Here is a 13,910-nt window from a genome sequence, read left to right as displayed (position 1 = left end):
TGCTCCACCGACACCCTCGCCGTAGCCGTAGCCATAAAAGAGGGCGCTGACCCCGACCTGCTTTCAAGCTCGTGGCCCTCCGGCGAGTGGGTGCGCACTCGCCGTCTCTTACCGATTGTCCGGTTCGCGACAGCAGTAGGGCGGTTGCCGGAGGAACCAGGCTCGGTGCTCTGCCGTCCGATGTGGCTGGGCTGTACCGACCGAGTGATTCGCCGGGAGGGAATGGCGGTGTCTGTTGAGGTCAGGTATGGGCTGGCAGAAGGGCCTGGTCGGGTTTGGTGTGGCGGGGTGTGCCAGCGGCGGTGGGCGGCGGGGTGGTGCCGTTGCGGCGTGGAGATCCCGCCCGGTGTCTGGGGGCAGGGTGGTGGACCGCGCGGGCGACGCGCCGAGTGGCGGTGAGCGTGTCGGTGTCGCTACCGCACTCCGGGAGACCTAGAGTGCATAAGTCAGGTCGGTTGATGCGGTCTGGCGTATCTGTTCAGCAAGTGCGTTCTGCACGATGCTAGGCCGGGATCGTAGAGGAGGAGCGCACGCATGGTGCGTTCAGGCAGGGTGGGCAGCCGCCAGTCGGCGGCGGACGGGACATCAGCGGCGCAGGTGACGGTGATGGCCAGAGGTGGAACGGGGGATGGGTTGCTGGGGCCGCTGCTGGAGATCCGGGGGTCGTCGGGTCCGGTGGTGGCGGTGGCGGTGCTGGTCGGCACTCTTATCGATGATCTGAGGCTGGCCGTCCTGGTGGGCGTGCTGGCCGGGTTGGTGGAGTGGCAGGCAGAGCGGCGTGCGGAGTCCATGACGCGGGTGCGGGCACCGACGACTGCGGAGGCACGAGGGCGTCGCGGCGGGTCCTGTGGTCGGGGAGGCCGGGTGGACGTGCCGGGGCCACGCGGCCCCCGGGAGGGTTAGGCCGATGTACCGCGCAGTGACGTGGCGATGGTGTCGAGGATGTGTCGTGCCTCGTCGCCGGACGCGGCCTGGTGGTAGAGGTCGTCGAAGGCGCGTTTGTAGCCTGCGACGACCTCGGGGTCCTCGATGAGCGCCACGTCCTCGGGCTGGCTGGCGACGTAGACGACATCCGGATCGGCCTCGGATCCGAACTCGTGCAGGGAGAAGGGGCCGACGAGGACGGAGTCAGTGGCGGTGTCGCGTCTAAGTAGCGCGAAATCGATGTCGGGCAGCCGCGACAGGATCATCTCGATCTGGTCAAGCTTGACCTGGTCGCTCTCCACGACGGTGAGCGCCCGCTCGTCGAGCACGATCCGCACCCGGCCGGGCCGCGGCGGTTGGGCGAAGACGCGACGTTGTCGGGCCAGGCGCAACCGCACGCGAGCCTCTGCCTCATCGTCGCCGTCGCGACGCCGCGGGCCCACGGCCACGAGTAGACGGGCGTACTGCTCGGTCTGCAGCAGCCCTGGAATCACGAACGGATGGTATTGACTGATACGGAGCGCATCGTCCTCATAGCCGAGGAAATCCATGTAAGGAGCTGGCACCGAATCGCGGTACGCGCCCGCCCAGTGAGGTCGGCGTGCGAGCTTCGCCAGATCCAGCAGGCGCCTCACCTCGTCGGCATCGTCGATCTCGTAGAATTCGAGCAGGTCGCGAAGATCCCGAACGGGAATGTTGGTGGTGCCGCGTTCGATCCTGGCCATTTTGGACTGCGACCAGGCCATCACCCGGCACACGTCCTCCTGCGAGTGTCCACGGTCGGCCCGTAGTTGACGCAGCAGGAGGCGGATGCGGCGGCGAATCGTGGTCGGCCCCGGCCCGTTCGTCGTCATATCCACGCCCCACGATCGGCATCTGCAGAAGGCAAATTGAATACGCAAACCCGCATAGGGCAACTCGCATGGACCCGCCAGCTCGATGCCGGGGGCATAAAGCTATCAGGCCGCAGGGGTGGACGCTGAATCGGGTGAATGGGCGAGACATTCATGGCCGAAGTGGTCACCCCCCTGCTAGCCTGCTCACAGAGCGCAACGTCGCCGAAGACGGTACGTGAAGGCTATGGGTGGGTTCGGTAGCCCGCCGCCGATCCACCACCGGTCTGCGTTCACACCCGACCGGCGCTGTGCCACCTCCCACAAATGGCTGCCCCGTGGATGACCCAGGAGAATCGCCGTGAGCAAATCCCACAACACATCCCCTGTCTGGACCCGCAGTTCCCGATGCGACCATGAGAACTGTGTCGAAGTATCCCGTCATTCCATCACCGTCCAGGTGCGAAACTCCACCGATCCCGGCACGACGCTGTCATTCACTCACGATTCCTGGCGCTCATTCCTCCGCACCCACGACAACCCCACCCGATAGCCACCGAACCGGCGCGGCACGCGAACGCGCCGCCAGCAACCGACACCACCCCAGGGCCCGGCACCGTCGCCGATCGACCCCGGCGGCACCGAGGCCCGGCACCACTCAACCGCTCGCACAGGTACTCCACACCCCCGCGTCCCGTCAACGAGACCTTACGGAACCCCCGGCCACCCGTATAGACGACACGACGACACCCACCACGAACAGCGCAACCACGCCCATCGGCACCCCACCCCGACGGCCACAGGGGGGTCGAAAACGAACTCGTCTATGCCGACGACCCCGCCGAGACAAGATCGCCAAAGCGCTGCAGCCCGCCTACACCGCGCTTAGCGGGTCCACGTTCGGACCATGACGTTTGGCCGCTTGACGGCCGATCCGAAACAGTGGTCCCTTTTCCAACCTGATGCAGGTCAGTGGCGTGGAGGAGGTTCAGCGGCTTCCCGATCGTGAACAAGATCGTCGTTGCGGCTCATCGGCCGGCGTCATCCGACGGCGCACGCTGCAGGGCTCGGACGGGATCAACGATCGATCCACCAGCGGCGGAACTAGGAATGGCCATCACTTCTCTCCCTCGTGGCCGCTGGTGAGGGAGGTGGCGTTCCCGGCGAGTGTGCGGACAGCGAAGCATGCGCTCTTCGGGCATCCGGCGGTGACGGTTGCGGTGCCGTCCGGTCCTGCGGTGCTGCCTCCTGAGGATGATCGGCAGGAGCAGGCGGAGGGGCGCGACGGGTTGTGGGGGCCGGGCTCGATCACGTCTCAGGTGATGCGGTGGTCGAGGGCGGTGTGGCGGCGTCCGGCGCCGACGGTGCGGACGGCGGCGTGGAGGGCGCGGCGGGAGCCGACGAGGACGACGAGGTGTTTGGCGCGGGTGACGGCGGTGTAGAGCAGGTTGCGTTGCAGCATCATCCAGGCGCTGGTGGTGAGGGGGATGACGACGGCGGGGTATTCGGAGCCTTGGGAGCGGTGGATGGTCATGGCGTAGGCGTGGGTGAGTTCGTCGAGTTCGTCGAAGTCGTAGTCGATGGTTTCGTCCTCGTCGGTGCGCACGGTGAGGGTCTGTTCCTCGCTGGTGAGGGCGGTGACGATGCCGAGGGTGCCGTTGAAGATGCCGGCTTGGCCCTTGTCGTAGTTGTTGCGGATCTGGGTGACTTTGTCGCCGATCCGGAACACCCGCCCGCCCATGCGCCGCTCCGGCTGTCCCTCGCGGTGCGGGGTGAGCTTCTGCTGCAGCAGGCCGTTCAAGGCGCCGGCGCCGGCGGGGCCGCGGTGCATGGGGGTGAGGACCTGCACGTCGCGGCGCGGGTCGAGCCGGAAGCGGGCGGGGATGCGGGTGCAGGCGACGTCGACGGTCAGGGCGGCGGTGGCGTCGGTGTCGTCGCAGGCGAACAGGAAGAAGTCCGGCAGGCCCTGAAGGAGGGGTGGGCGGCCGGCGTTGATGCGGTGGGCGTTGGTGACCACGCCGGACTGGGCGGCCTGGCGGAAGATCTGGGTCAGCCGCACCCGGGGGATGGTGGGTGCGGCGAGCAGGTCCCGTAACACCTCGCCGGCGCCGACGGAGGGCAACTGGTCGACGTCGCCCACGAGGAGCAGGTGGGCGCCGGGTGGGACGGCTTTGATGAGCTTGTTGGCCAGGATCAGGTCGAGCATGGATGCCTCGTCGACGACGAGCAGGTCGACGTCGAGAGGGTTGTTCCGGTCGTAGGAGGCGTCCCCGCCGGGGCGGAGTTGCAGGAGCCGGTGCACGGTGGCGGCGGGGTGACCGGTCAGCTCGGACAGGCGTTTGGCGGCCCGCCCGGTCGGCGCGACCAGCGTCACCTTTGCCTTCTTGGCGGCGGCGAGTTCGACGATGGAGCGGACGGTGAAGCTCTTGCCGCAGCCCGGCCCGCCGGTGAGCACCGCGACTTTCGAGGTCAGCGCGAGCCTGACGGCCTGCTCCTGCTCGGGGGCGAGGTCCGCGCCGGTGCGGGCCCTCAGCCAGGCCAGGGCCTTGGCCCAGTCGACACCTCCGAAGTGGGCCAGCCGGTCGCCTGAATCATGGAGCAGCCGCAGGAGCGAGGAGGCGAGGGACTGCTCGGCGCGGTGGAACGGCACCAGATACACCGCCCGCAGCGGCTCACCGCCGGCCGCGGGGAGCGTCTCGCGGACGACGCCCTCGTCGGCGACCAGGTCGCCGAGGCAGCGGGTGACGAGGTCGGCGGGCACGTCGAGGATCTTCGTCGCGTCGGCGACGAGGTTCGGTTCGGGCAGGTAGCAGTGGCCGTTGTCGGTGGCCTCGGACAGGGTGTACTGCAGGCCGGCCATGACCCGCTGCGGGCTGTCGTGTGGGATCCCCACCGACCGGGCGATGGTGTCGGCAGTCTTGAAACCGATCCCCCACACATCGGCGGCCAGCCGGTACGGCTCCTTCGTCACCACGTCGGTGGACGCGTCGCCGTACTGCTTGTAGATCCGCACCGCCAGGGACGTGGACACGCCGACGCCCTGCAGGAAGACCATGACCTCCTTGATGGCCTTCTGTTCCTCCCACGCCGCGGTGATCTTCGCGGTGCGTTTCGGGCCCAGCCCCGGCACCTCCACCAGCCGCGCCGGCTCCTCTTCGATGACCCGCAGGGTGCCCAGACCGAAGTGCGCGACGATCCGTTCGGCGAAGACCGGTCCGATGCCCTTCACCAGCCCGGAGCCGAGGTAGCGCTGGATGCCCTGAATCGTGGCCGGCAAGACGGTGGTGTAGGAGTCGACCTCGAACTGCCGGCCGTACTTCGGATGCGAAGACCAGCGGCCGTGCAGCCGCAAGCTCTCCCCGGGCTGCGCCCCCAACAACGCGCCGACCACCGTCGACAGGTCACCGCCACGGTCGGTGGCGACACGAGCGACGGTGTAGCCGGTCTCCTCGTTGACGTAGGTCAACCGCTCCAGCACCGCCTCCACCACGGCGAGCGGCGCACGGACAGGAACGGTCACGGCAACCATCGTGCCTCCCCGCGATCCGGCACCGACACTCGCCCAGCCGCTCGCCCGGGCCGGGCTGTCGCCGTGGCCAGTTCCACGCTGATCAACCGAGATCCGCGGGACCCGCCCGAGCAACGCGCACCACGCGACGCGACGACGCCCCTGCGACGCCATGGCAGATCGGAGATACACGGCTCACTTCCCCGCCGGATGACTAGGCGGTATGGCGACAGGCACCGAATTGCTAGACACGCTGGCGTGGTCGAGAAGGCTTTGCGTGCGAAAGCCCGGCGGCGAACGCCCTGAGAGCCGGAAGTGCTCGTTCACCAAGCGTGGTCAGTGCGTAGTGGACTCCGTCGCCGTCGGACGGGGGGCGTACGAGTTGTCCCTTTACCAGGCGCTGCAGCGCGTCCCGGTGAGTCTTGGCGTTGATGTTTCCGGTCACACGTTGGAGCGAGTTGAACCTCTGTGGCCCGGACGTGAGCGCGGCGAGGATCTCCAGAGTCCATCGGTGGTTGAATAATTGCAGAACAGCCTGCACGGGCTTTTGGTTCATCGTTTCCCGTCATCACGAATGTTCCAATGGCCAGCTTGCTGCCTTAGCGAAGCACCGCCCGATACGGCAGTCACAGGACGTCTTCGGTCAGAACCGGAAAGCGGCATCAGGTCGAGTCAGGTTCACCATCATCCCGATATGGGTGTAGAAGTTCAGGGCGCTGAAGATGAGGAAGCCCAATCCGGCGATGGACCAACTCCATTTCATGATCGTCCACGCCAGGTCACCGGCACGCGAGAGGAGCCACGGAAAGGCGAGCGCACCTGCGGCGGACAGGGCGTAGAGGAGGACGAAGAAGGTGTTCTCGACGACGGGATAGGCATGCAGGAGTCCGGTGATCGGTTCCTCCACCGGTGCCGCTCCTATCAGCTCGAACCGTGCGATGGCCGCCGCGCAGAACGCCAGGATCAGGCCCACACCGAACACCACCGGCGATGCGGCCTTGATCGCGCCGGCAGAGAGGTGCTGGCTCCGCGACAGGTGCAGACCCGCGCCGAGCAGCAGCACGCCGAGCCACAGGCAGGGTTCGCCGAAGAGGATGTTGACTGGAGGGTTGGCCGTGAGAGGGTGAGTCACCGACATCGCACCGCCAAGCCCAGTCAGGATGACGCCGAGCATCAGAAAGACGGGAGCGTGGTCTGCGGGGTGGAAGCCGCCGCTCTGCTCGACGTCCGTGATCGTCGTGGTGTCGGCTCTGGTGGCAATCGCAAGAGTTCCTGTTCCCCCGCCACCAGCCGCCTCGCTACGCGATGCGGCTTGCGCGACGGCGGTCGCTTGTGCCACGGGCAGCGCACGGACCTGCGCCCAGAATCGGAGGACGGTAATCATGCTCGCCCTGCCAGGTGTCGGCACCGTCGTCGCCGCCACCGTCCTACTCGCCTGGTCCCACCCTGGCCGCGTCCGCTCCGAAGCCGCGTTCGCTGCCCTGGCCGGCGCGTCACCACTTCCGGCCTCATTAGGCAACACCACCCGCTACCGGCTCAACCGCAGCGGCGACCGACGCCTCAACCGAGCGCTCTACACAGTCGCGCTGGTCCGCATGGACCACGACCCCCGCACCCGCGACTACGTGACCCGCCGCACCCGCGAAGGACGCACGTATCGCGAGGTCATGCGCAGCCTCAAGCGCTACATCAGCCGGCAACTCTTCCGGACCCTGAACAGCGCCCCCAGCCACCAGCACCACTTGACAGCTATAGGAGCATCTCAGCGATCCAGCGCCGAGGCGTAATCCGCGCCGCTGGTGCCTCCGAATCGCGGAAAGGGAGGCGCTCAGTAATACGTCGGCTGCCGCTCTGCCGGGTCTGCATGCACCACGTCGAGGTTCCTGTGCGCGACGAGGCGGTCGACAACCCCGCGCTCGGCTCCGATGCCGGCCCAATGAGGGTCGACGTCGCTGGCGAAGCACCACGCATGATCCGCTGGCCAGACGAATGCGGGCGCCGAGGACACTTCGGAGTCGAACAAGTCGCTCCACCCCATCAAGTCGTTCAGTGTGCCGCTGAACAGGACGTATCGCCGGTGCGGAAGGTCCAGCATGGATCCGCCAGTCAGTGCAGGATTCCGGAGCGTCGCGCCGCCTTCCCACACGCAGACATAACAATCGCGCGTGGAGGAGCTGTAGTCGGCGAGGGCTTCCAACGCTGTTCGGGCCATGTCGATCTCAGTTGTTCGGCGAGATGGGAGCCGCACGTCCGACTCGCGCATATTCGGAAGGACCGGATCGGGCAAGTAGCGAAGGCGTGCGTACGCGGGGAACGAGGCCGGCCCAAACGTGATCAACCGTGCCGGGTCGACATCGGTCGCATGCAGCCACGCCGCAGCAGAGAGTTCGCCAGTGGGCTGCAGTGTCATCATCGAATAATAGACCGCTACTGCCGGGTAGACGGCGGGAGTTTCACCCGCCGTCCCCCACAGATCCGGACGTGAACCTCTCGACTCATCCGGCTCGTGCCGTTCGGTTGTCAGGTCGTGTACCGCATCGCCCAGTGCGCGAACAGGTCGGGCGACCGTTGCCGGACGTCTCGTAGCCATACTCGAGCTCTGTCGTCGCTGCGTTTGAGTCGCTTGTACTTCCACTTCGCCCAGCGCATCAGATGACGATCGATGCGCTTGCCGATCGGGTAGACCGCGCTCGGGTAAAACACGGTGAAGTAGTTCAACCAGCCCCGAAGGACAGGGTTGACCTCTACGGCGAGGTCTGCCAGGTTGCCGGTCGTGCGTCGATGTAGCCGCCAGGACGCGACCTTGCGGCTCATATCGGTCAGCTTCCCCGGGGCAACCGCGGGTAGGAACCCGGTCCGGGCCCTTCCGCGGATCTTGTCCCATGCCTTCCGGGGACGAAACGCGTACCCGCAGAACGTGAACGTCACCAGCTCGTAGTCGAGACGGCGCCGGTCGTCTTTGCAGTACACGATGCGCGTCTTGTCGGGGTGCAACTGCAACCCGATGTCCGCGAACCGACGATCGATCGCCTGACGCACCTGTTGCGCCTGACGTTCGGTCACGCAGTGGACCACCACATCGTCTGCGAACCGCTCGAACCCGACCCCGGGAAACTCACGGCCCATCCAGGTGTCGAAGCCGTAGTGCAGAAAAATGTTGGCGATCAACGGGGAGATCGGACCACCCTGCGGTGTCCCCTTGTTCCGATGGGTCAGGGTCCCGTCGGGCATCAGCATCGGCGCTCTCAACCAGCGCTCCACATACAGCATGACCCACGGGTGAGTCGTGTGACGCGCCACCGCCTTGAGCATCAAATCCCACCGCACGGAGTCGAAAAAGGCCTTGACGTCCAAATCGACGACCCAGTCCTTCTTGAAACACCGCTGCCGACACACCCGAATCGCATCAATCGGGGACCGTCCGGGACGATATCCGTAGGAGTCGTCGTGGAACACCTTCTCCACCTCCGGCTCCAACACCAGCACCGCCACCGTCTGCGCCACCCGGTCGACCACATTGGGAATGCCCAGAATCCTGACCCCACCCTTCTTCGGGATCTCCACCGCCCGGACCGGGCCGGGGAAATAGCTGCCCGACGACATACGGTTCCACAGTCGGTAGAGGTTGTCAGCCAACCTCGTTTCGAACTGTTCGATCGTCACTCCGTCGGCCCCGGCCGCTCCGCCATTACCTTTCACCTTCAACCACGCGGCCCAGATCAGCCGCTTTGGGATATCGTGCGACTTGCCTGTCAACCCTGGCTGACTCACGCGGTTCCTCCCTCACGGTTGACCGCACAAACCAGCCTGAACGACCCCGCCCCTTCGCTCCCCGACCCACTGCGATACGCAGGCGGTTCACAGCTACTACGGGCGAGTCCGCCAGCGTCCCCGCATCGGTACTCTGCTCCTCGCGGTTTCCTCCGCTTGGAGTCCTCCCTCTCGCCGCCGGTAAACCGACGGACGGTATCGGGGTCCGCCTTCACACGTTCCGTATGAGAGCCTGGACCGGGCTCATGCTGCCTATATGCCGGACACCACCTGGGCAGTAAGCGGATATCCCCCAGGCTCATCCCGAGACTCACCTCCGGCCTCGGTTCTGATGTCGTCTGACTGAGTTTCGACACGTCAACGGCAGAGAACTCGACGTTCATCGCTCATCTTCCCGGTCCATACCTGACGCGATCACAGTCACGCCTTTTCCAACGACGCTCAGGACGACGGTCTTCAGCCAACGCCCCTCGTGGTGGTTTGAAGCCTGCTTCCGCAAGCCGGCTCCGGAGGGCCAAACAACCTCCATCTCCCATACAGCACCGCAGTCCACGAGACCGTCATCAATCTTTGCCTCGCTTTCCACGTTCGTGTTCACAAGAAGTGATCTCAACGACTTACTGGTAGGTATTTGTATTCGAAGTGGGTCAGGTGTAATGCGGCGGTGACGATGTCGCCGATTCGGCGTGGGCTGATGTTCGTGTGGCGGAGCGTCTTCCAGCGTCCGATCAGGATGGCGAAGCCGCGTTCGCCTTGCCATCGCAGGCCGCGGAGCAGTCGGTTGTAGGCGCGGTTGTCGGGTGCGAGGCGGCTGCCGTCGGTGGGCTGCTTGATCGGGGTCTTGATGCCGTGGCCTGTGCTTTCGTAGCCGGAGTCGGCCAGGGCGGGCAGGTCGAGTTCGGCGGCGGACCAGTTCAGGGCGGCGGTGATCCCGAGGTCGCGGGCGCAGCTGGTGTCGTGTAGATGTCCGGGCATCGCTTCCGAGGTCCAGATCGGCAGCCCGTCTGGACGCATGATCGCTTGGATGTTCGCGCCGAAGTCGCGGTGTTTTCCGGAGTACCAGGCGTCGATGGTCTCGCCCTTGACCGACAGGGTGGTCTCGGTGAGCCGGTCGCAGTCGAACAGTTTGCCGTCGAGGATCACGTGGGACCAGCCGTCGGCGGCGGCCCGACGCAGAGCGGTGTGCAGGTCGGCCGCCTGGGCGGCGAGCACCGTGATGCCCTCGTCGCGGTAGCGGTACGCCGTCGCCCGGGAGATACCGAAGCCGGCTGCCAGCAAGGTCATGTCCTCACCTTTGCGGAACCAGACGAGCACCATCAGGGCCTGGTAGAAGCAGGTCAACGCACGAGTGCCACGGCGAGTGCCGCAGGCCCGGCGCTGCACGTACAGCAGCCGCGCGAGATGCTGCACGAGTTCCCTCGGGACGTCGATCATGGCACGATAGGCAATCACGTGGAGCCCTCTCGAAGACGTGGATCTGTCGCAAGGACATGTCTATCGATGGCTCCACGCCTGTCTCCACTGCCGCCCGACTCGCCGCCTTCGCCCGTGTCGCGCCAATCAACACATATGCGTTGCTGAGATCACCTCACTGTAGTTGCAGTGGCTAATGAGCGTCTTTGGCGGCGCGTCGGCATGATCCATGGAGAAACCCCCGGCGGGGCGTGAGGTGCTTACGCCCACACCCACCGGAGGTCTCTATGGCCCATCGTGAACGCTACGGCTAGTTCACTACGCAATAGACGCTGGCCTGCCTGTAGGGTTGGTTGCCGTCGTCGATTTCGCCGATGACGTCGACGTCCTCGTGATTGCGCCAGGAGATGAGCTGGCTGGTCGAGTGACAGACGTGCCGGGCGTTGGACCTGTTCCCAGCCCCGCCGCCAGCCGTCACCGTCACCGTGCTCGAACACGACTTCCGACGCCAGGTGCCGTCGGTGTACCACTCGTACAAGCAGTTGTAAACTTTAGCCGTGTTGTTAGTGCACGTTCCCTTGACGTAGCTTCCATGACCCGAGACATCAGGCGTCGTCCAGTGCGGATTGTCAGCTCCGTTGCCGGGTGTGCAGCCAAGGAGCAGGGCTCTGCCTGTTACCAGGTCGGCGTCCCGCCCCCGCATCGACAGGACGTTGCCCTCCTCGTCGAGGTACGTGCCCTCCGCATCGGCGGGCGCCAGCCCTGGTCGAGCTGCGGCCGGCGACGGGTCCGATGCCGGTGGAGAGGCCACGGCGCTCGCTCCGGTCGACAGCAAGGCGACGGCCACGGCGATAGCTAAGCTCGATGCACGCATACTTCTGATCAAGATCATTTCTCCCCGTTGTGACGCACGCGCCTTGACCTTCACCTCCGTCAATGGCGCAATGAACACTCAACGTAGCGCGAGAAACACCTTCAGTCAATCGATCAAAGTGCATGAGACAGGCGCCAGCGAGTACGCCCTCAAGCTATCTTGATCAGCCACTTCTTTCCGCGTTGCGGTCGGCTTCGACGCGGCATGGGAACGAGGATGGCCTACAGGATCGCGGTCGCCTGGGATGGACTGCAGCACAATTTGGTGAGGATCCTCAAGGTTTCGGGGGTGGTGATGGCTCGTTCGCCGCGGCCTGCGCGCCCAACAGCGCGCCGACCAGACAGGTCACCGCCGCGGCCGGTGGCGACCCGGGCGACGGTGTAGCCGGTCTCTTGGTTGACGTAGGTCAGCTGCTCCAGCACCGCCTCCAACACGGCGAGCGGCGCACGGGAAGGAGCGGTCACGGCGACCATCGTTCCTCCCCGCGATCCGGCGCCGACACTCACCCAGCCGCTCTCCCGGGCTGGGCTGTCGCCGTGGCCGGGTCCACCGCTGATCAACCGAGATCTGAGGGATCCGCCCGAGGAACGTGCACCACGCGGCGCGACGACGCCTTTCCACGTCATGCCAGATCGGAGATGCACGGCTCACTTCCCAGCCCGATGGCTGCCGCTGTGTGTAGTTATGCCCTCACGTGATGGCGTGATTCATGTTTGACTATGGCGCATGCGATCGGGGCAGGTTCGGCTGGCGATCGATTGTGGGAGTGCCAGTACGACGGGTGTGGTGGCGTGGTCGGACGGGTCGTGGTCGCCGCTGGTGTTCGACGGTGAGCCTGGACTACCGAGTGCGGTGCTGGTCGCCGACGACGGGTCGGTGGTGACGGGGCAGCAGGCGTGGCGGGCGGCGGTGGCGCAGCCGCAGAGGTTCGTTCCTGTCCCCCGTCGTCCTGCTGATGAGCAGGTGAGCGTGGCGGGCGTGGAGGTGGTGCCGGCGGAGTTGGTGGCGGCGACGTTGCGGCGTGCCGCTGACGAGGCCCGACGGATGGTCGGAGCTGCGGTGGAGGATGTGCGGTTGGTGGTGCCGGCGGGGTGGGGACCGCGACGTCGTACCTGGCTTCGTCACGCGGCGCATCGGGCAGGGTTGCCGCAGCCCCGGTTGGTGGAGGCACCGGTGGCGGTGGCCTCGCACCTGCTCGCCGGAGGCGTGCCCCTGCCGGTGGGCGACGCCATCGTGGTGTGTGACCTGGGCGGCGGCGCCGAGGTAAGCGTCGTCCGCCGTACTCCGGTCGGCTTCGAGATCCTCTCCACCCTCGCCGACCCGGATGCCGGTGGCGACGCCATCGACGCGGCGATGACTGCCGCCCTCTCCCCCGATCCCGTCGCTCCGGGGACCGGTGAGGAGGTGGCGTTGACGGCGAGTGTGCGGACGGCGAAGCATGCCCTGTTCGCGCATGCGGCGGTGTCGGTTGCGGTGCCGTCGGGTCCGGCGGTGGTGGTCAACGATCTGGTGTTGACGCAGGCGGCCCGTCCGGTCCTGGAACGGGCGGCGGGCCTGGTCCGGGATGCGGTGGACGCGGCGGAGGTCGACCCGGCGACGGTGGCGGGGTTGTGGTGTGCGGGTGGGACGGCGCAGATGCGACTGGTGGCGGAGGTGCTGGCCACCGAGACGGGTCTCACGCCGCTGTTGGTGCGGGATCCTCCGCTCGCGGCGGCGCATGGGGCGGCGGACGCCGGCGCGCGGAGTCCGGGCGAGGGCCCGGAGGTGGTGGTGGAGCCGTTGCCGTCGGTGGGGCGGGCGCTGGCGGTGGCGGTGTCGGGGTTCGCGTCGTTGGCGTTGGTGTCGCACATGTTGTTCACCCCGGTGTGGAACAGCGCGGCGTTGGGGAAGTGGGCGACGTTGAACTGGGGTGAGCTGGCGATGGCGTCGGTGTTCGCGATGCTCGCCTGTCTCGGTGTGGGCACGGTTCTGGGTGCGGCGTTGGCGTCGCGTACCGATACCGGGTTGCCGTTGTCGCCGGGGGCGCAGGTCGCCACCGGCATCCTCACCGCCTCGTGGTTGGGTGTCGCTGTGGCGTGTATGTACGCGGTGGTGGGTAGCCAGTACATCGGTATGGAGCTGGGTCCGTTCCTGCGCTGGTCGGTGGTGCCGATCGTGCCGATCGTGGTGGTGGCGGCGGTTCTCGCGGTGATCGCCGTGCGTCAGTGGCGTACGCCGGCGGGTGGGTGGTCGCAGTTCTTGGCGTTCCCGGTGTCGTCGGTGGTGACGGCGACGGTGGGGATGCTGGTGCTGCAGTGGTCGGTGACGGCGGAGCGGTGGCCGCACATGTTGGTGTGGATCGACTTCGGCGGCCGGTTCGGTGGTCTGCTCATCGGGGTTGGGGTGGTCACGGCGTTGGTGTCGCGGCCGGTCCTGCGGCTGGTCCTCGGCGCGCCGGTGGCGATCCTGATCGCGGCGCTGGCGGGTCCGGGCACGACGGGGATCTTGGCGGTCATCTACGCGGTCGCGGTCGGGGTGTGGTGGCTGGGTCGTCTGTGGACCCGCATCATCCACCCTGCCCCGGTGACGGCCGTCCGGTGACGGGGGT

The 13,910-nt window shown here is 66.6% G+C and carries 12 protein-coding genes and 1 pseudogene; 4 read left to right on the top strand and 9 right to left on the bottom strand.

From position 1 onward, the window contains the following. The first annotated feature begins 534 nt into the window (after positions 1 to 534). A complete protein-coding gene (locus ID554_RS15790; protein ID WP_117229894.1) occupies positions 535 to 903 on the top strand; it encodes a hypothetical protein in 369 nt (122 codons plus the stop codon). On the opposite strand, the gene ID554_RS15785 is transcribed toward ID554_RS15790, so the two are convergent. Beyond that, positions 900 to 1,778: a helix-turn-helix domain-containing protein gene (locus ID554_RS15785; protein ID WP_117229895.1), complete on the bottom strand. Its 879-nt coding sequence runs from the start codon at positions 1,776 to 1,778 to the stop codon at positions 900 to 902. The genes ID554_RS15790 and ID554_RS15785 overlap by 4 nt on opposite strands. A 340-nt stretch (positions 1,779 to 2,118) precedes the next feature. Between ID554_RS15785 and ID554_RS33125 the strand changes: the two genes are divergently transcribed. Next, positions 2,119 to 2,310, top strand: a complete 192-nt coding sequence (locus ID554_RS33125) for a DUF397 domain-containing protein (RefSeq protein WP_117229896.1) — start codon at positions 2,119 to 2,121, stop codon at positions 2,308 to 2,310. Positions 2,311 to 3,072: 762 nt separating this feature from the next. Here ID554_RS33125 and recD2 read toward each other — a convergent pair. The 3 genes from recD2 to ID554_RS15765 form a co-directional block, all read right to left on the bottom strand. Beyond that, positions 3,073 to 5,277 carry an SF1B family DNA helicase RecD2 gene (gene recD2 / locus ID554_RS15775; protein WP_223884099.1) on the bottom strand — a complete coding sequence of 735 codons (2,205 nt, stop codon included), beginning with the start codon at positions 5,275 to 5,277 and terminating at the stop codon, positions 3,073 to 3,075. 232 nt (positions 5,278 to 5,509) lie between these two features. Continuing rightward, positions 5,510 to 5,821 (bottom strand): winged helix-turn-helix transcriptional regulator, encoded by a 312-nt coding sequence (locus ID554_RS33120; protein ID WP_117231382.1) that lies wholly within the window; start codon positions 5,819 to 5,821, stop codon positions 5,510 to 5,512. A gap of 87 nt (positions 5,822 to 5,908) precedes the next feature. Further along, positions 5,909 to 6,646 (bottom strand): DUF981 family protein, encoded by a 738-nt coding sequence (locus tag ID554_RS15765; RefSeq protein ID WP_396888550.1) that lies wholly within the window; start codon positions 6,644 to 6,646, stop codon positions 5,909 to 5,911. A 1-nt stretch (position 6,647) separates the two neighbouring features. On the opposite strand from ID554_RS15765, the pseudogene ID554_RS15760 reads away from it, so the two are divergent. Next, positions 6,648 to 7,052 (top strand): annotated as a pseudogene (locus ID554_RS15760) (transposase); the annotation flags it as partial. Positions 7,053 to 7,093: 41 nt separating this feature from the next. Here the strand turns inward: ID554_RS15760 and ID554_RS31715 are convergent. The 5 genes from ID554_RS31715 to ID554_RS15735 all read right to left on the bottom strand — a co-directional run bounded on the left by ID554_RS31715 (position 7,094) and on the right by ID554_RS15735 (position 11,796). Then, positions 7,094 to 7,675 carry a hypothetical protein gene (locus ID554_RS31715; protein WP_199489330.1) on the bottom strand — a complete coding sequence of 194 codons (582 nt, stop codon included), beginning with the start codon at positions 7,673 to 7,675 and terminating at the stop codon, positions 7,094 to 7,096. Positions 7,676 to 7,785: 110 nt separating this feature from the next. Continuing rightward, positions 7,786 to 9,036 carry a group II intron reverse transcriptase/maturase gene (gene ltrA, locus ID554_RS15750; protein ID WP_223884098.1) on the bottom strand — a complete coding sequence of 417 codons (1,251 nt, stop codon included), beginning with the start codon at positions 9,034 to 9,036 and terminating at the stop codon, positions 7,786 to 7,788. A gap of 609 nt (positions 9,037 to 9,645) precedes the next feature. Then, positions 9,646 to 10,488 carry a transposase family protein gene (locus ID554_RS15745; protein WP_396888371.1) on the bottom strand — a complete coding sequence of 281 codons (843 nt, stop codon included), beginning with the start codon at positions 10,486 to 10,488 and terminating at the stop codon, positions 9,646 to 9,648. 271 nt (positions 10,489 to 10,759) lie between these two features. Beyond that, a complete protein-coding gene (locus ID554_RS31710; protein WP_223884097.1) occupies positions 10,760 to 11,401 on the bottom strand; it encodes a hypothetical protein in 642 nt (213 codons plus the stop codon). A 143-nt stretch (positions 11,402 to 11,544) separates the two neighbouring features. After that, positions 11,545 to 11,796, bottom strand: a complete 252-nt coding sequence (locus ID554_RS15735; protein WP_191088947.1) for a hypothetical protein — start codon at positions 11,794 to 11,796, stop codon at positions 11,545 to 11,547. Between the two features lie 313 nt (positions 11,797 to 12,109). Between ID554_RS15735 and ID554_RS15730 the strand changes: the two genes are divergently transcribed. Then, positions 12,110 to 13,903, top strand: coding sequence for an Hsp70 family protein (locus tag ID554_RS15730; protein WP_223884096.1), 1,794 nt, complete (start codon positions 12,110 to 12,112; stop codon positions 13,901 to 13,903). Positions 13,904 to 13,910 lie beyond the last annotated feature (7 nt).

The organism is Micromonospora craniellae (genome assembly GCF_014764405.1).
Taxonomy (GTDB): domain Bacteria; phylum Actinomycetota; class Actinomycetes; order Mycobacteriales; family Micromonosporaceae; genus Micromonospora; species Micromonospora craniellae.
The sequence above is the reverse complement of the archived record's forward strand: the minus strand, read 5'-3'. Positions and strand labels throughout refer to the sequence as shown.